Source organism: Gemmatimonadota bacterium, assembly GCA_041390105.1.
In the GTDB taxonomy this organism is placed as follows: Bacteria; Gemmatimonadota; Gemmatimonadetes; order Longimicrobiales; family Gaopeijiaceae; genus JAGQIF01.
Window position 1 is genome coordinate 560,001 of the sequence record JAWKQO010000001.1, and the last position, 18,007, is coordinate 578,007.

Here is an 18,007-nt window from a genome sequence, read left to right on the forward strand (position 1 = left end):
TCCCTGGGCCTAGAAGCCCCCTCGAGAGAGCAGGGGTGGAGCGCAGGGAAGTGAGGATGCCGGAATGAGTACGCGAGAAACAAGGTGAGAATCCTTGTCACCGAAAGCCTAAGGGTTCCGGAGCCAGGCTGGTCCGCTCCGGGTTAGTCGGCCCCTAAGCCGAGGCCGAAAGGCGTAGGCGATGGGAAACAGGTCAATATTCCTGTACCTGGTGTAGTGCGTTCGACCCTGAGGGGGGACGCGGGAGTGAAAAGACCGTCGGGTGGTGGAGTATCCGATGCAAGGTGGTAGGCGATGGTGGGGGATAAAAGACCCGCTTAGCCGAGCGCCGATGCCGAAGGGGCCTTCGGGCCCCGCCAAGGGTCTGTAATCATGCCGCCGAGAAAAGCCTCGCAGGGGAGTAGTGCATCAGACCGTACCGCAAACGGACACACGTAGGCGAGGCGAGAAGCCTAAGGTGCTCGAGTGATCCGCGGAGAAGGAACTCGGCAAAATGTCCCCGTAACTTCGGAAGAAGGGGAGCCTGCAGTAGGTGAACCACGATGCGTGGGGAGCTGAGACAGGCCGCAGAGAATCGGCCCAAGCGACTGTTTAGCAAAAACACAGGTGTCTGCGAAGTCGACGAGACGACGTATAGGCACTGACGCCTGCCCGGTGCCGGAAGGTTAAAGGGAGGGGTTAGGGGAAACCCGAAGCTCTGAACTGAAGCCCCGGTAAACGGCGGCCGTAACTATAACGGTCCTAAGGTAGCGAAATTCCTTGTCGGGTAAGTTCCGACCTGCACGAATGGCGTAACGACTTGGGCGCTGTCTCCTCCGCGAGCTCGGCGAAATTGGAGTCTCGGTGAGGATACCGAGTACCCGCGACAGGACAAAAAGACCCCGTGCACCTTTACTATACCCTGCCATTGGGTCTTGGCTTTGCACGTGTAGGATAGGTGGGAGACTATGAGCCGGCCTCGCCAGGGGTCGGGGAGTCATTGGTGAAATACCACCCTTACAATGTTGAGGCTCTAACCCAGGGGAGTGAATCCTCCTCGGGGACCGTGGCAGGTGGGTAGTTTGACTGGGGCGGTCGCCTCCCAAACAGTAACGGAGGCGCGCAAAGGTTCCCTCAGCGCGGTCGGTAATCGCGCGACGAGTGTAAAGGCAGAAGGGAGCTTGACTGCGAGATCGACAGATCGAGCAGGTGCGAAAGCAGGCCTTAGTGATCCGGCGGTTCTGAATGGAAGGGCCGTCGCTCAACGGATAAAAGGTACGCCGGGGATAACAGGCTTATCGCCCCCGAGAGTTCACATCGACGGGGCGGTTTGGCACCTCGATGTCGGCTTATCACATCCTGGGGCTGGAGAAGGTCCCAAGGGTCGGGCTGTTCGCCCGTTAAAGTGGTACATGAGCTGGGTTCAGAACGTCGTGAGACAGTTCGGTCTGTATCCGTCGTGGGCGTTGGAGTGTTGAGAGGAGCCGTCCTTAGTACGAGAGGACCGGGACGGACCGACCCCTCGTGTACCGGTTGTTCCGCCAGGGGCAGCGCCGGGTAGCGACGTCGGGACGGGATAACCGCTGAAAGCATCTAAGTGGGAAGCCCCCTCGAGATGAACACTCCCAGTGTGTAAGCACTCAGAAGGGCCGTGCGAGACGAGCACGTTGATAGGCGGCAGGTGGACGCGGTGTGAGCCGTGAAGCCGAGCCGTACTAATCGCCCGAGAGGCTTGACCGGCACGTTCGACGTCCCTGGGTTCATCCCGGAGTCGTCGAAGCGTGTCACCACCGCAGTAGCACAGCGCAGTCCGGTAGGCGACGGACTGCACGAACGGTAGCGGCTCCACGTGCACCCGCACGCAACGGTCGCCCGCAGCAACTCGGTTCGCTGCTCCCTTTCCCCAACTCGCTCTTGGATCGCTCCGGTGGGCCTGCCTCAGGTGGGTATCCACCAGAACGGTCTGGGGCGTTCAGCCGGGATGCCAGGTAGGGCCCGGATCGACGCCCCAATGGTATGGCGCGCTGCAGCGTGGATGCTGGAGTAGGAAGGCGAGGAGACCGACTGAGACGTACCTGGATGGTACGTCGCAGGGAGGTCCCCGCAGCCTGACGACCTCCAGCGCCACGATCCAGTGCGCGGCACTTGTGGTTGGTGGCGATGGCGTGGGGGTCACACCCGTTCCCATCCCGAACACGGCCGTTAAGCCCCACAGCGCGGATGGTACTGCCGAGGCAGCTCGGTGGGAGAGTACGACGCCGCCAGCCTCATCTCCAGACGCCCCGCGGGCCGACCTCCGGTCCCCGCGGGGCGTCCCCGCTTCTTCCCCCCTTCCCCCTCCAGCCCGCCCGCGGCCTGTGGCGCCGCCTTGACCTGCCGGAAGTCCCGCGGGAACTTCGCTGCCCGCCTATCACGTGTCCCGCACTCCAGACGCACATGCCTACGCTGAGCCCTCCGGTCCGGCCCGATCCAGCGCTGGCTGTGCGCGCGCGAGGCCACTCGCGGTGAGCAAGGCCGGCTTCGTGGCCGTGGTGGGGCGTCCCAATGCCGGGAAGTCCACACTCCTGAACGCCCTCGTGGGCGAACGCTTGGCGATCGTCACTCCCAAGGCCCAGACCACTCGACGCCGCATGACCGGAATCCTCACCTCCGGCGAGGTGCAGTGGATCTTCGTCGACACGCCCGGTCTGCTCACACCACGCACCCTCTTCGATCGATCCCTCCTGGAGGCGGCGCGCCTCTCGGTCCGCGATGCGGACGTGGTCCTGGCCCTCCTGGACGGTTCCGGAGAGTCTCCGGAAGACCTCGATCGACTCCGCGACGCCCTGATCGACTGTGGCAGGCCCATCGTAGCTGCCGTGTCCAAGGGGGACGTGGCGGATCCCGCCACGGTGCGCCAGCTGACGCGCTGGGCCGAGCAGACGCTCGCACCCCAGGCCGTGCACGTCGTCTCCGCGCCGCGTGCCGAAGGCCTGTCGGACCTGCTGGGCAGTCTCGCCTCCTGTCTCCCCGAGGGGCCCCATCTCTTTCCAGCAGACGAGCTGTCCTCCGAGTCGCTACGGGACCTCGTGGCCGAGCTGGTACGCGAGACGGTGCTCCAGCAATACCGGCAAGAGATCCCCTACGCGGTCGTATGCGCCGTCGAGGAGTTTCGCGAGTCGGAGACACCGGTCTACATCCAGGTGACGGTCTACGTGGAGCGGGACTCCCAGAAGCGGATTCTCATCGGAAGCAAGGGGGCCGGCATCCGCGAGCTGGGCATCGAGGCCCGGCGCAAGGTCGAGGACCTCATCGGTCGGCCGGTGTATCTGGATCTGTGGGTGAAGGTGCTCAAGGACTGGCGTAAGAAGGCGGAGCAACTCCAGCGCTTCGGCTTCGTGCTACCCGAGGGAGGAGCTCCATGAGGCGAAGCGGGGCTTGGGTGATCCTGGGAGCGATCAGCGCCCTCCTGCCTGCGATGGCGGCCGGGCAGGCAGCCGAAGGAGCGCCGTTCCTGCTCCTGCCGCTCGGCGCTCAGGCCGTAGGGTTGGGCCGGGCCATGACGGCGGTCCCAGGTCCCGAGTCAGCGTTCTGGAATCCCGCGGGCCTCGCCGAAGTGGACGGTGGCCACGTCCAGCTCTTCCGGGGCAACAACTTCGCGGTGGAGCAGTTTGGAGTGTCCCTTCTGGGACGGCAGGGCCGGCTCGGGACCTTCGGGCTCTCGTACGAGCTCACGGACGTGGGGGAAGGGGGGCTGACCAGCGAGACCGGAGAGCTGCTGGGGTCGATCACCGTCCGGAGCCACGTGGCCATCGCGAGCTTCGCAACCACTCTGATCGAGCGGCTGGACGCCGGCGTGAACCTCAAGGTCGCCCACTTCCGCCAGAGCTGTCGCGGGCAATGCCCGGAGGCGGGAGTCTCCTCCACCTCGGTCGCCCTGGACGCGGGCGTCCTGGCTCGGCCGAGCGAATCGACTCGCCTCGGCCTCATGGTCGCCCACTTGGGTCCGCGGGTGCAGTTCATCAACGCGGAACAAGCTGATCGCCTCCCAACCCGCCTCCGTGTCGCAGGGGCCTATGAGGTTCTACGGCATTGGGAAGAGGCCGATGCCTTCAGACTCTGGGTGAACCTGGAAGTGGAGGATCGCTGGCATGACTTCGGGGATCCGTCCGTCTACCTGGGGTCCGAACTCACGGTAGGGGCCGAGGAAGCGCTGCTGGTCCGAGCCGGGTACGTCTTTCGCGACCTCGACCAGCGAAAGGGAGCCGCGCTGGGCCTCGGTCTGCGCTACGATCGTTTCAACGTCGGAATCGCCCGCTCGTTGGCGGCCGCCGAGTTGAGCCCCGACACGGAGCCCGTCTACGTCACGCTGGGCATTGGCTTCTAGGTCGGCGCTCCGCGTCCTCGCGTTGAGCGCGGGACTGTGGGGACTACCCCTGGCAGCCCAGGAGCCCCTTCGGGCCCTCTCCGCCGGCCCGCTGGATGCGCAGCCGGCCCCGGAGCGCACCATCCGACCCCTCTGGGCTTCCACCAGCTCGGCTGCCGTTCCGGGTCTCGGGCAGTGGGCCCTGGGCCAACGCCGCTCCTGGATCTACCTGGGGGCGGAGGTGGCCACCTGGTGGCTCTTTCTGGATGCCCGCAGCCGCGGCCGCCAGGGTCGACGCGACTACCGGGACCTCGCCTGGGAGGTCGCACGGGGCGCCTCGACTCCTCGCACGGACGGGGACTTCGACTACTACGAGCGCATGAGCAAGTTCGTGCGCTCGGGTGCGTTCGACCGGGACCCCTCGACTCCGGGAATCCAGCCGGAGGCGGACGTGGGCACCTACAACGGCAGCGTGTGGGTGCTCGCGCAGGGCATCTTCCTGGGCCCCGGGACACCGGATCCCGCTTCGCCCGGCTACCAGCGAGCGCTGGAGTATTACGCCGAGCGCGCCTACGGGGACGCGTTTGTGTGGGATTGGACCGATCGGAGCGCGGAGCAGGAGCGATTCCGGAGCTTGATCCGCCGAAGTGACGACGCCTTTCGCACCGCATCCACGGCTGTGGGCCTCGTTCTGACCAACCACCTCATCTCCAGTGTGGACGCGCTGCTCTCGGCGCGCCTTCCTGGGATGGAGGTTCGGGGCAGCCTGGTTCCTGGTTTCCGGACCGGCACCCGGGCCTTGCAGTGGGGGGTGTACTGGAGTCTGCCATGAGCCACGACCTTCAGGCAGAACGGATCCAGCGGGTGCTGCGAGAATCCCGGCGAGGCCCGATGAAGCCACGCGACATCGCGCGGACGCTGGGCGTACGCTCCGAAGAGTACCCCTCCTTCCGGCGCCAACTCCGCGACCTCGAACTCCAGGGCCTGGTCTACAAGGTCAGGGGGAAGCGATACGCCGTGCCCGCCTCCATCGACCTGGTGGTCGGGACCCTGGAGGTGACCCGGCGCGGACACGGCTTCCTGGTCACTGGTGAGGGCCGGGACGACATCCTGGTGCCGGAAGAGGCCCTCGAGACGGCCATGGACGGCGACCGCGCTGCGGTGCGCATCGAGGGGCGCTCCCGGGGCCGCCGCTACGGGCGCGTGGTGCGCATCCTGGAACGGGCTCACCCCACCGTGGTGGGAGCCTACCAGGCGCACCGGCGCTTCGGAACACTGCGGCCGGCGGACCGGGCGCTCCCGCGCGATATCCTGATCCCGGAAGGGGAAGCAGGCGCCGCCCGCGACGGCGACCTGGTGCGCGTGGAGATCGTCTCCTACGGCTCCAGCCGGGCTGGCCCGGTCGGCCGGGTCCTCGAGGTCCTGGGCCAGGAAGGCGAGCCCGGTGTCGACGTGCTGGCCATCATCCACTCGCACGGTCTGCCCGCTTCGCTTCCCCCCGGCCTGGGCGCGGCCGCCCGGGCCGCCGTGGAGGCTGCCGAACGGCGGCCCGAAGCGGATCGCCAAGACCGCACGGATCTCCACGTCGTCACCATCGATCCCGCCGACGCCCGTGACCATGACGACGCTCTCTCCGTTCAGGAGCTCGAGGGGGGGCTGGTGCGGGTGGGCGTCCACATCGCCGATGTCGCCCACTACGTCACTGCCGGCTCGGAGGTGGACCTCGAGGCGCTCCGGCGCGGAACCAGTGTCTACCTGGTGGATCGCGTCCTTCCCATGTTGCCCGAGGCCCTCTCGGCGGACGCCTGTTCCCTGGTCCCCGGGGAGCCGCGTCGGGTCGTCACGGTATACGTCGATTTCGATGCGAAGGGGGCCGTCGTGGGCCACCGCTTCGAGCGGTCCTGGATCCGGTCTCGCCACCGGCTTTCCTACGAGGAGGCCCAGGAATCGCTGACGGGAAGCCGCTCCCTGGACCCGGCGACCGATGCGGCCCTGCAGCGGCTCGATTGGCTGGCAGGAGTCTTGCGGCGCGCGCGTAAACTACGTGGTTCCATCGACTTCGACGTTCCGGAGGCTCGGGTGGTGCTGGAGGAGGGAGGCTCTCCCATCCAGATCGAGCGGCGGGCGCGCTTCGAGAGCCACCGACTCGTCGAGGACTTCATGCTGTTGGCCAACGAGACCATCGCGCGCGAAGGGTCCAGAAAGGGGTGGCCCCTGCTGTTCCGGGTTCACCACTCCCCGGATCCCGACCGACTGGACAAGCTGCGGGAGCTGCTGTCCGGCGTTGGCTATACCCTCCCGGAGCGGGTCTCTCCGGGTGCCCTCCAGAAGGTGCTCGAACGGGCAGAAGGACGGCCAGAGCAAGCATTGGTGGCGACCTCGGTCCTGAGGGCGATGATGCGGGCCCGCTATGCGTCCACGGACGATGGGCACTATGGATTGGCTGCGCAGCACTATGCCCACTTCACCTCTCCCATCCGGCGCTATCCAGACCTTCACGTCCACCGAGTACTGGCAGCCGACCTGTTCGGCGCTGAGCGCGGCGCCGAGGCGTGGACCGAGGAGGCGTTGGCCTCGCTGGCCGAGCACGTGAGCCGGCGGGAACGTGTGGCCGACGAGGCCGAGCGGGATAGCGTGGAGCTGAAGAAGATCGAGTACATGGAGCGCCATCTCGGAGACGACCTGACCGGGCGCATCTCCAGCGTGGTGCCTTTCGGATTCTTCGTCGTTCCCGACGACGTGTTCGCCGAGGGCCTGGTCCACGTCAGCTCCCTTGCGGACGACTTCTATCACTTCCACGAGCGCTCGCTGGCGCTGGTCGGCGAGCGCCGGGGGCGCATCTTCCGGATCGGTGATCCCGTCACGGTGCGCGTGGCTCGGGTCGACCGTTCCGAGCGCCGCATCGACCTGGTGTTGGCCGAGGACGCCGCGGGTGGAGCATACGGTGCGGTTTGACACCTGTCGCGGTGGCGCGATAGAGTCGGCTGGCTTCAGGACGCCGAGACAGGGAACGGCATGACCTCCGACCGGACGTTGGTCTACTACTCGCCATCTGGCGGAGCGCCGCCCGAGCTCATTTCGACCTTTGCGTCGGAGCGCAATCTGGAGGTCGATCGTCCGGCCAGTGCAGCGGACGTGTTGGCCCTCGTGAACCGCGCGGTTCCGGCCTGCCTCGTTCTCGACGCGCGCAACGGCGGGGGCGGCGAGAGTGCGCGCTTGGCCGCGGAGCTCAAGAACGACCCCTTCACATCGCTCGTCCCCATCGTGGTCGTCTACGAAGGGGGAGCACGCGTCCGTTTCCCCGAAGGTCTACAGGCCGGGGCGGACGAGGTCATTACCGACGTCGAGGAAGTGGCCGAGAATCGACTGCGCCTCAATCTCGTGCTCCAGCGAGCCGCCCGCGACGTCAACGTCCATCCGACCACGCGCCTGCCCGGTACCGTCCAGATCGAGCGGGATCTGGCGGAGCGGATGGCATCCGGTCAGATGTTTGCCGTGTGCTACGCGGACCTGGACCACTTCAAGGAGTTCAACGACCGCTACGGCTACGCGAGCGGCGACCGCGTCATTCTGCTGGTATCCCGGATTCTACGGGATCTGGTGCGGGTGTTGGCTCCCGGTGGTTTCGTGGGCCACATCGGCGGGGACGACTTCATCTTCAACGTGCCCCTCGAATACCTCGAGCCCTGCTGCGACGACATCCTGCAGGTCTTCGACGAGCTGATCCCCTACCAATACACGGAGGAGGACCGCCAGGCCGGCTATTTCCTGGGGAAAGACCGGCGGGGCTCCATCCACCGCATTCCTCTCATGACCCTCTCCATCGGGGTGGTCACCAATCAGTTCCGGCGGTTCACCCACACCGCCGAGGTGAGTTCGTTGGCTGGAGAGATGAAGACCTATGCCAAATCCCTCCCTGGCTCGGTTTATGTAGTCGATCGTCGCCAGAGTGTGGTCGGTCCGGGGCGAGGCCGCGCCGTCTGAGGGATTTCCAGGGTTTTCAACAACGAGAGACGCCAATGTTGTTCACCGTGACCTGTCCGGGATGTGGCACCGATTTCCCCGTGGACCGGAGGAAGGTCCCCGAGGATGGCGTCTACGCCCAGTGCTCGGTCTGCCCGCAGATCTTCTGGGTCGACCGGGAGATGCTGGCTCCCGCCCCGGTCGCGGCGGTGGCTTCGGCCCCCTCGCCCGTCCAGGCGTCCCCGTCCAGCGGGGCGACCCGTGCGCCCACGGCTCCCGCTCCGGCTGCAGCTCCCTCGGCTCACGCGGTTGCCCCGGCCGCCGCGTCCCCAACCGCTTCGGAGCCTCCGGTCGCCGCCGCTCCCGCTGCGGCCCCTCAGGTCAGCCCGCCGGTGTCCGCCGCTCCTGCCGCGGCGCCTCAGGTCAGCCCGCCGGTTGCGCCGCTCGCTCACGCCCCGCCGGCGCCAGCGGCCCCCGCACCCGCCCCGTCGGAACGACCGACGTTCGGAAAGCGTGACCCGCATGAGCGAGCGGCTCGACTGGCGAGGGTGTTGGTCTCGGACATGATCACGTACCACGCCGGTCGCCACGAGGCGAGCGTGCGCGCAGGTACGCTAGCGACCGACTTCGAGGACGAGATCGAGAAGTCGTGGAATGAGTATGTACAGCAGGTCGGGAAGGAGATGGCCGAGAGCACCAGCTATTGGAAGGACGCGCTGAACCAGGTGCTGGCGCGCGGACAAGCCATCTTCTAGACCCTGCCCAGGCGCGCCGCGCCAGAAGATCGGCCGGTTGTCCCTCGCCGATCAGGGCCGTTAGCTTCAGCCATCCCAGACCGGGGACCCATGTGGTCTCCCCGAGGGGTCGCCCGCCGGGCCGACCCCTCTTTTGCAATTGGTGTCCGGCCGAACTCAGATGACGAACGAGCGATACGAACAGCTGGAGACCGCGTCAGAGCGGATCGGCGAGCTCAGGGGGTATCTTTGACGTCGATGCGAAGAGGGTGCGCATCGAAGAGCTCGAAACGGAGATGGCCCGCGGCGACTTCTGGAGCAATTCAGAGCGGGCTCGGGAAGTCATCGACGAGGCGAATCGCCTGAAGGGCTGGGTGGAGCCCTGGAGCGACCTCAGCCGCCGGGCCCGGGACCTCCTCGAGATGGCCGACCTCCTGGAGGCGGAGCCGGATGCGGATCTGGCTCAGGAGTGGGAGCGCGAGGTCGAGGCCTTGGACGAGGGGCTGGCCGAGCTCGAGCTTCGCACGATGCTCCAAGGCGAGGACGACCATCGGGACGCGATCCTGACCATTCATCCCGGGGCAGGGGGCACCGAGTCGCAGGACTGGGCCGAGATGCTCCAGCGCATGTATGTCCGCTGGGCCGAGCGCCGCGGGTACGCTGTCAGCGTCTTGGATCTGCAGCCGGGCGAGGAGGCGGGCATCAAAGGCGTCACGCTCGAGATCAAGGGGGACCACGTATACGGGTACCTGCGCGCGGAGAAGGGGGTGCATCGGCTCGTCCGCATCTCTCCCTTCGACGCACAGGCGCGACGGCACACTTCCTTCGCCAGCGTCTTCGTCTATCCGCTCGTCGAGGACGAGATCGAGATCGAGATCGACGAAGCCGACCTCCGCATCGACACGTTCCGGGCGTCGGGGGCGGGTGGTCAGCACGTGAACAAGACGGACTCCGCGATCCGCATCACGCACGAGCCGACCGGAATCGTCGTCTCTTGCCAGCAGGAGCGCTCCCAGCACAAGAATCGCGCGACGGCCATGAAGATGCTCCGCGCGGCGCTCTATCAGAGAGCAGTCGAAGAGCGCGAAAAGGAGCGCGAGGCCCTGGAGGCGACCAAGACTCAGATCGCTTGGGGCAACCAGATCCGGTCGTACGTGTTTCAGCCCTATACCATGGTCAACGACCACCGCACCGAGTTGAAGGTCGGAGACGTGCAGCGCGTGATGGACGGGGACCTCGATCCCTTCATCCACGCCTACCTCAAGCGGTTCGGGGCCACCCCCTCGACGGCAGTCTGAAACCGATGGAAGATCTCAGTCAGGTCTTGCAGCACCGGCGGCGCAAGCTGGAGGAGCTCATCGCGCGGGGCACGGCCCCCTTCGCCTATACGTTCGCGCGGACCCATACCAGCACCGAAGCCCATGGCGCCTTCGAAGCGGCGGAACGCGCCGGCACGCTGGAAGGAGACGACGGTCCGCGGGTGATCGTCGGTGGGCGCTTGGTCAATTGGCGGGGCCACGGCAAGACCGCGTTCGCCCATCTGGAGGACGGCGCCGGACGGATTCAGCTGTACTTCCGCCGTGACGTCATGGGGGAGGACCCGTTCGCGGCCCTCGATCTGCTCGACGTGGGAGACTGGGTGGGGGTGGAGGGGCCGACCTTCCGCACGCGCACCGGGGAGGTCACTGTCCGGGTGAGCGAGTGCTCGCTCCTCACCAAGGCGCTCAGGCCGCTCCCGTTCGGAAAGGTGCAGACCGACGAGGCCACGGGAGAGCGGATCACCTATTCCGGATTCGCCAATCAAGAGAGTCGCTACCGGCAGCGCTACGCAGACCTCGCCGTACATCCAGACGTGCGCGAGAGCTTCCGCGCACGCACCCGACTCGTCAGCGAGTTGCGGCGCTTTCTGGACGATCGCGACTTTCTCGAGGTCGAGACACCGGTCCTGCAACCGATCTACGGAGGCGCGTCGGCGCGGCCGTTCACGACGCACCACAATGCGCTGGATGCAACGCTCTACCTCCGCATCGCCGACGAGCTGTACCTGAAGCGGTTGATCGCAGGGGGATTCGAGCGCGTCTACGAGATCTCCAAGGATTTCCGCAACGAGGGCATCGATCGCTTTCACAATCCCGAGTTCACGATGCTGGAGTTCTACCAGGCATTCGCGGACTACAACGACATGATGAATACCGTGGAGGATCTCTTCATCCATGTCGCAATGGCGTTGCACGGCGCGCCGCGGGTGTCGTACCAAGGCCAGGAGATTCGCTTCGACCGTCCCTTCGCCCGCCTTCGCCTCACGGACGCCCTGAGCGAGGCGCTCGGCTTCGATGTCCGGACCGCCAGCGACGAGACCCTGGTGGCGGAGGCGCGCCGGCGCGGACTTTCGGACCTGAACGGGCGCGGGCGCGTGCTGGACAAGCTGTTCGGCCTCCTCGTGCAACCTTCTCTGGTCCAGCCGACCTTCGTGACGGACCACCCGGTGGAGCTGAGCCCCCTCGCCAAGGTCCACCGCTCCGAGCCCGGACTCACCGAGCGCTTCGAGCTCTTCGTGGCTGGGGAGGAGTTCGCCAACGCCTTCTCGGAGCTCAACGACCCTCTCGATCAGCGCTCCCGTTTCGAGGATCAGATGCGGCTGCGCGAGTCCGGGGACGAAGAGGCCCAGACCTTGGACGAGGACTACGTACGGGCGCTCGAGTACGGCATGCCTCCTACCGGTGGCGTGGGCGTAGGCGTCGACCGCATGGTGATGCTGTTTACCGATGCTTCGTCGATTCGGGACGTGATTCTCTTCCCGACGCTTCGCCCTGAGGAAGGGACGGACGAGAGGCCCGCAGCGGAAGCGCCCGCCGACGCAACAGCGACGCGGCCCTGAGGTCATGTTCACCCGACTCGACTGGTTCGTTGCGCGGCGCTATCTCGCGGCCAGACGCAAGGGTCGCTTCCTTTCGCTGATCACGTGGATCGCGTTGGGAGGCGTGACGCTGGGCGTCACGGCCCTGGTGGTGGTCCTCGCCGTCATGAATGGAGCACAGCGTGACCTGCGCGACGTCATCCTGGGGGCGAGCCCCCATGTGATGGTGCTGCAGCACGGCGCGGCACTTCGCATGGACAACTGGCGCTCCGTGCGAGATTCGGTTGCCACCGTGTCCGGAGTGACCTCTGCCTCGCCGTTCGTGATCACGCAGGTGGGGCTCAACCGCGATCGGTACGCCCAACCCGCGGACCTCTACGGAATCTCCTTGGAGGCCGGGCTGGGAGAAGTCACCGACCTGGAGCATAAGCTGCGTGCTCCGGACCTGCTCGGCACCCCTCCGGAGAGCGGCCTTCCTGGTCTGGTGCTCGGCGAAAGGCTGGCCAATCGCATGGATCTCTTCAAGGGAGACACCGTGCAAGTGATCGCCCTCGAGAATCCGCGCATGGGTCCGCTGGGCGACCTGATTCCCAAGATCAGCTATTTCGTCGTGAGCGGCACGGTGAAGACCGGCGTCTACGACTACGATCTCCGCAATGCGTACGCCGACCTGCGGTACGTGCAGCAGTTGCTGGACATCGGGACCGAAGATCAAGTCTCCGGCATCAGCGCCCAGGTCTCCGAGCCTTTCGAGGCCGACCAGGTGGCGGCCCGGGTCCAGGAGAAGTTGGGCTTCCCCTACCTGACGCAGAGTTGGATCACACAGAACGAGGCGTTGTTCTCGGCTCTGAAGCTCGAGAAGCTGGCCATGTTCGTCATCCTGTTCCTCATCGTTGTGGTCGCGGCGTTCAACATCGTCAGCACGCTGGTGATGGTGGTCGCCGACCGGACGCGTGAGATCGGGATCCTCAAGTCGATGGGCATGACCGATCAGGGCATTCTGCGGGTCTTCCTCCTGCAGGGAGTCTGGATCGGTGTGATCGGCACGGTGGTGGGGGCGGTGAGCGGGTTGGTGTTGGCCCTGCTGCTGAAGCGCTTTCCCATCATCACCCTTCCGGCGGACGTCTATACCCTCGACCGACTTCCGGTGGCGCTCGATCCCTGGGACGTCGCCCGCATCGTGCTGGGAAGTGTGTTGATCTCGGTGCTGGCCACCATCTATCCGTCCCTGCAGGCGTCCCGGCTCCAGCCCGTCGAGGCCATTCGCCATGAATGAGGCCGAGGGGGTCGCGGCACTCGAGGCCCGGGAGCTGGTCAAGACCTATCCCCTCGCGGACGGGAGCGAACTCCAGGTCCTACGACGGGTAGATCTCCGCGTCGCCCGGGGCGAGACCGTCGCTATCGTGGGGGAGAGCGGGTGTGGCAAGACAACGCTGCTCCACCTGCTCGGGCTTCTGGACCGACCCACCCACGGGAGCGTGGCCGTGGGCGGTCACACCGTGCTGGAGGATTCCTCCGGCGCGCTGGCGGCCCTCAGGAACCGAGCGATTGGTTTCGTGTTCCAGTTTCACCATCTCTTGCGGGAGTTCTCCGCGTTGGAGAACGCCATGATGCCGGCTCTGATCGCGGGGCGCCCGGAGTCCGATGCGCGCGCGAGCGCACTCGAACTCCTCCGCTGGGTCGGCCTGGGAGAGCGGCTGGAGCACAGGCCCTGGCAGCTGTCCGGGGGTGAGCAGCAGCGGGTGGCGGTGGCGCGTGCGCTGGTGAACGATCCGGATGTCCTGCTCGCCGACGAGCCCAGCGGCAATCTCGACGAGCGCACGAGCGCTCTATTGCACGATCTGTTGTTCCGCATCCGGGCGGAGCGGGGAACGTCGATGGTGGTGGTCACACACAACCGGGATCTCGCCAAGCGGGCGGATCGGATTCTCAAGCTGAGCGACGGGGTGCTGGGTCTCCTCGAGGAGAGCGCCCCGTGACCTGCGAGAACTGTGGGGCGGCCGACGCGGTCGTGCATTTCATGCACATCGAGAAGAACGAGATGAGCACAATGCACCTCTGCGAGAAGTGCGCGGCCGAGAAGGGCGTCGACACGCAGCCCCCGCCGAGCAGCCTGGCGCTCTCCAGCCTGCTCGAACAGGTGGGCGAGGTGGCGGACCGCGAAAGTGCGGAGCTGGTGGGGCAGTGCGAGTTCTGTGGGCTCACGCTGGCCGATTTCCGGAAGTCGGGCCGCTTCGGCTGTCCCCACTGCTACGTCTCCTTCGAGTCCGGGCTGCGCAAGCTGCTCCGGCGTGTGCATGGCTCCTCCCGCCACGTCGGCAAGGTCTACCTGAGCCCCGGGGCGGCCTCCCCCGACCGGGAGCGCCGGCTGGAGCGTCTCCGCCTCAAACTGCAGCGTGCGGTCGACGGTGAGGACTTCGAGCGGGCCGCTCAGATCCGGGATCAGATCCGGGCGCTCGACGCCTCCTGAGCCCACCCATGGACGACCTGTCCTTCATCCCGGACGCAGGCCTCGGCTGGCTGGACGCGAGCGGTCCGCACGCGGAAGTGGTCCTGTCCACCCGGGTGCGGTTGGCCCGGAATCTCCAGGGCCACTGTTTCGGACAAAGGGCCCGCCCCCAGGACACGCGGGCGGTCCTCGAGCGACTGGCCGAGGCGACCCAGGGGGCTGTCCCGCTCCTGGACCGGGCCTCCGTCCTGGAGATCGATCGGGTCGAGCCGCGGCTCCGGCGGGTGCTGCAGGAGCGGCGCCTGATCTCGCCCCACCTCCTGGGCGGGGACGAGGGTCCGGCGGCCGGGGCAGCGGTCGTGCTCTCCGCCGAAGAGCCCTTCAGCATCATGCTGAATGAGGAGGACCATCTCCGTGTCCAGGCGATACTTTCGGGGCTTCGTCTCCAGCAGGCTTGGAGCCTCGTGGACCGCCTGGACGACCAGTTGGGGGCCGTGGTCCCCTACGCGTTCCACCCCGAGTTCGGGTTCCTCACCAGCTGCCCCACCAACGTGGGGACCGGTCTCAGGGCCTCGGTCCTGGTGCACCTGCCGGCGTTGGTGCTCACCAAGGAGATCGGGAAGGTCCTGGAGGGCCTCGGCCAGGTCGGACTGACCTTCCGGGGCCTCTATGGGGAGGGGTCCGAGGTGGTCGGAAACTTCTTCCAGGTCTCCAACCAGACCACTCTGGGGCAGAGCGAGGAGGAGCTGGTCGACCACCTGGAGCGGATGATCGGTCAGGTCATCCAACACGAGCTCCACGCCCGCCAGGTGCTGCTCCGGGATGCCCCCCAGGTCACGGCTGACAAGCTGTGGCGGGCATACGGCTTGCTCCGCTATGCCCGGGCCCTTTCCTTCGAGGAAATGATGAACCTGATGAGCGGGGTTCGCCTGGGGGCCAGCCTGAAACTACTCCCAGGGCTCCGTGTATACACGCTCAATAAAATCATGATCTTCACCCAGGCCGCCCACCTCGAGGAGGCTGCCGGACGGGAGTTGTCGGCTGCGGAGTGTGACGCCCACCGGGCGGCGTACGTACGCAGGGCGCTGGCGACCGAAGGCGTCTCGGAGGCGGAATGAGCCCGCGGCCAGGTGGAGAGGACGGAGCGTGACCCCCTCAAGAGGCCCGCTCTGCTGGAGTGGGGTGTCGGACCGATCATGAACTACAACTTCACCGACCGGGTGCGGACGGTCCTCTCGATGGCTCGGGAGGCTGCGATCCAGCTCCAACACGACTATGTCGGCACCGAGCACATCCTCCTCGGCCTCATCCGCGAGGGCGAGGGAGTGGCTGCCGCGGTACTGACCAAGCTGAGCGTCGACCTCGAGCACGTGCACGAGCGGGTCGAGGAGTCGGTCCGCAAGGGGAAGGCGACCATCGCCCTGGGCGAGTTGCCCTATACGTCGCGTGCCAAGAAGGTCCTCGAGTTCGCGATGCAGGAAGCGCGCGAGCTCAGTCATTCCTACGTAGGAACCGAACACCTCCTCCTGGGCTTGCTCAGAGAGGAGAAGGGCATTGCCGCCCAGGTCCTGAACTCGCTGGGGGTGACCCTGGAAGAGGCGCGGGCCGAGACGCTGAAGGTGCTCGGCTCCGACGTCACTCCCTCCGAGCCCCCGGGGTTGGGGGGCGGTCCCAGCGGACCCACGCCCAAGGGCGAGAAGAAGTCCAAGACGCCCGCCCTCGATCACTTCTGCCGGGACCTCACCGATCTGGCCGGCCAGGGAACGCTGGACCCGACGATCGGACGGCACGCCGAGATCGAGCGCGTGATCGAGATCCTCTGCCGCCGCAAGAAGAACAACCCGGTCCTCATCGGAGAGCCGGGCGTGGGGAAGACCGCCATCGTGGAAGGGCTGGCCCAGCTCATCGCCAAGGGTGAGGTCACCGAAGCGCTGAAGGACCACCGCGTGCTGGCCCTGGACATGGCGGCCGTGATTGCCGGCACCAAGTACCGTGGACAGTTCGAAGAGCGGCTGAAAGCCGTGATGAACGAGATCTCGCAGAACCAGAACGTGATCCTGTTCATCGACGAGCTGCACACCCTGGTGGGTGCCGGTGCCGCGGAAGGTGCCATCGACGCATCCAACATGCTGAAGCCCGCTCTCGCACGGGGCGAGCTGCAGTGCATCGGGGCGTCCACCCTGAACGAGTACCGCAAGTACATCGAGAAGGACGGCGCTCTGGAGCGTCGCTTCCAGCCCGTGATCGTGGATCCGCCCGCAGTCGAGGAGACGGTGGAGATCCTTCGTGGTCTGAGGCAGCGCTACGAAGATCACCACCGCATCGTCATTCCCGACGAAGCGCTGGTGGCGGCCGCGAAGCTCTCGGACCGCTACATCACCGATCGGTTCCTGCCGGACAAGGCCATCGACGTGATCGATGAGGCAGGCGCCCGCGCGCGCATCGCCAGCCAGGTCCCGCCCCCGGAGGTCGAGGACCTCAAGGAGCAGTTGGGCAAAATCGCCGAGCGCAAGGACAGCGCGATCCGCGACCAGGACTTCGAACGGGCCGCCCAGCTTCGTGACGAAGAGCGGGCGCTGCAACAGCAAATCCGTGAGGCGCAGGAGCGTTGGGCGGAGGAACGCCAGAAGCACCGGCCCAGCATCGGCATGGAGGAGATCTCCTTCATCGTGAGCCGCTGGACGGGAATTCCGGTGACTCGGCTGCAGCAGGCCGAGACCGAACGTCTGGTGAAGATGGAGGACGAGCTTCACCAGCGCGTGGTCGGCCAGCACGACGCCATTGTCGCCATCTCGCGTGCCATTCGCCGCAGCCGCGCCGGCCTCAAGGACCCGAAGAAGCCCATCGGCTCCTTCATCTTCTCCGGCCCCACCGGCGTCGGGAAGACGGAGTTGGCGCGTGCGCTCGCCGGGTTCCTCTTCGCGGACGACGACGCGCTCATCCGCGTCGACATGAGCGAATACATGGAGAAGTTCTCGGTGTCGCGCCTGATCGGCGCGCCTCCGGGTTACGTGGGCTACGAGGACTCCGGAACGCTGACGAAGGCGGTGCGCAGGCGCCCCTACTCGGTGGTGTTGCTGGACGAGATCGAGAAGGCACACCCGGATGTCTTCAACATCCTGTTGCAGGTCCTGGACGAGGGTCACCTGACCGACAACTACGGACGCGTCATCGATTTCAAGAACACCGTGATCGTGATGACGTCCAATCTCGGGGCTCGCGATATCTCCAAGGGTCGCGCCCTGGGCTTCCAGGACGACGAGGTCAAGACGAGCTACGACGTCATGAAGGAGAAGGTGCAGCAGGAGATCGAGCGCGCCTTCAATCCCGAGTTCTTGAACCGCGTCGACGACGTGATCGTCTTCCACCCGCTCAGCAAGGAAGAGATCGCCCAGATCGTACACATCCTGCTCGCCAACCTGCGCGAGCGCCTGGCGGACGACGAGATGACGCTGCGGCTCACCGATGCCGCCGTGGACTTCCTGGTCGAGCGCGGGTACGACGAGAAGTTCGGGGCCCGGCCGCTCCGGCGGGCCATACAGCGCTACCTCGAGGATCCCCTCTCCGAGAAGATCCTCCTGGGCGAGTTCTCGAGCGGAGATGAGATCGAGGTGGGGGTGGACGACAGTGGGGAGGCCTTGAGCATGCGCGTCGCCTCGCCTCAGAAAACCTGACCGACC

Annotated in this window: 14 protein-coding genes and 2 rRNA genes (1 of these 16 running past the window's edge); 15 read left to right on the forward strand and 1 reads right to left on the reverse strand. The window is 66.3% G+C overall.

The features are described from left to right. The 7 genes from R3E10_02490 to R3E10_02520 form a co-directional block, all read left to right on the forward strand. Positions 1-1,719 (forward strand): 23S ribosomal RNA (locus tag R3E10_02490); it begins 1,258 nt to the left of the window's first position. 410 nt (positions 1,720-2,129) lie between these two features. Next, positions 2,130-2,246 (forward strand): 5S ribosomal RNA (gene rrf / locus R3E10_02495). Between the two features lie 237 nt (positions 2,247-2,483). Continuing rightward, positions 2,484-3,383 (forward strand): GTPase Era, encoded by a 900-nt coding sequence (gene era, locus R3E10_02500; GenBank protein ID MEZ4414596.1) that lies wholly within the window; start codon positions 2,484-2,486, stop codon positions 3,381-3,383. Continuing rightward, on the forward strand, positions 3,380-4,345 hold the full coding sequence (locus tag R3E10_02505) for a PorV/PorQ family protein (protein ID MEZ4414597.1): 966 nt from the start codon (positions 3,380-3,382) through the stop codon (positions 4,343-4,345). Before era ends, R3E10_02505 begins: the two co-directional genes overlap by 4 nt. A gap of 22 nt (positions 4,346-4,367) precedes the next feature. Next, on the forward strand, positions 4,368-5,156 hold the full coding sequence (locus R3E10_02510) for a hypothetical protein (GenBank protein MEZ4414598.1): 789 nt from the start codon (positions 4,368-4,370) through the stop codon (positions 5,154-5,156). Then, positions 5,153-7,279, forward strand: coding sequence for a ribonuclease R (rnr, locus tag R3E10_02515; protein ID MEZ4414599.1), 2,127 nt, complete (start codon positions 5,153-5,155; stop codon positions 7,277-7,279). Before R3E10_02510 ends, rnr begins: the two co-directional genes overlap by 4 nt. Before the next feature lie 60 nt (positions 7,280-7,339). Continuing rightward, entirely contained in the window at positions 7,340-8,308 is a 969-nt protein-coding gene (locus R3E10_02520) for a diguanylate cyclase (protein MEZ4414600.1), read from the forward strand. Positions 8,309-8,420: 112 nt separating this feature from the next. Here R3E10_02520 and R3E10_02525 read toward each other — a convergent pair whose 3' ends face one another. After that, entirely contained in the window at positions 8,421-8,558 is a 138-nt protein-coding gene (locus tag R3E10_02525; GenBank protein ID MEZ4414601.1) for a hypothetical protein, read from the reverse strand. Positions 8,559-8,886: 328 nt separating this feature from the next. Between R3E10_02525 and R3E10_02530 the strand changes: the two genes are divergently transcribed. From R3E10_02530 to R3E10_02565, 8 genes are all read left to right on the forward strand, one after another. Next, on the forward strand, positions 8,887-9,042 hold the full coding sequence (locus R3E10_02530; protein ID MEZ4414602.1) for a hypothetical protein: 156 nt from the start codon (positions 8,887-8,889) through the stop codon (positions 9,040-9,042). 160 nt (positions 9,043-9,202) lie between these two features. Then, positions 9,203-10,319, forward strand: a protein-coding gene (prfB, locus tag R3E10_02535; protein MEZ4414603.1) for a peptide chain release factor 2 whose coding sequence is annotated in 2 segments (ribosomal slippage) — positions 9,203-9,271 and positions 9,273-10,319 — 1,116 coding nt in all. Because the reading frame shifts where the segments join, the coding sequence is not laid out codon by codon here. 5 nt (positions 10,320-10,324) lie between these two features. Continuing rightward, the gene (lysS, locus tag R3E10_02540; GenBank protein MEZ4414604.1) at positions 10,325-11,899 is read left to right on the forward strand and encodes a lysine--tRNA ligase; all 1,575 of its coding nucleotides are present in this window, start codon (positions 10,325-10,327) and stop codon (positions 11,897-11,899) included. A gap of 4 nt (positions 11,900-11,903) precedes the next feature. Beyond that, complete coding sequence (locus R3E10_02545) at positions 11,904-13,154, forward strand: ABC transporter permease (protein MEZ4414605.1); 1,251 nt, start codon at positions 11,904-11,906, stop codon at positions 13,152-13,154. Next, the gene (locus R3E10_02550; GenBank protein ID MEZ4414606.1) at positions 13,147-13,857 is read left to right on the forward strand and encodes an ABC transporter ATP-binding protein; all 711 of its coding nucleotides are present in this window, start codon (positions 13,147-13,149) and stop codon (positions 13,855-13,857) included. Before R3E10_02545 ends, R3E10_02550 begins: the two co-directional genes overlap by 8 nt. Continuing rightward, entirely contained in the window at positions 13,854-14,348 is a 495-nt protein-coding gene (locus R3E10_02555) for a UvrB/UvrC motif-containing protein (GenBank protein ID MEZ4414607.1), read from the forward strand. Before R3E10_02550 ends, R3E10_02555 begins: the two co-directional genes overlap by 4 nt. Before the next feature lie 8 nt (positions 14,349-14,356). Next, entirely contained in the window at positions 14,357-15,445 is a 1,089-nt protein-coding gene (locus R3E10_02560; protein MEZ4414608.1) for a protein arginine kinase, read from the forward strand. 78 nt (positions 15,446-15,523) lie between these two features. After that, entirely contained in the window at positions 15,524-18,001 is a 2,478-nt protein-coding gene (locus tag R3E10_02565) for an ATP-dependent Clp protease ATP-binding subunit (protein ID MEZ4414609.1), read from the forward strand. Positions 18,002-18,007: the final 6 nt, after the last annotated feature.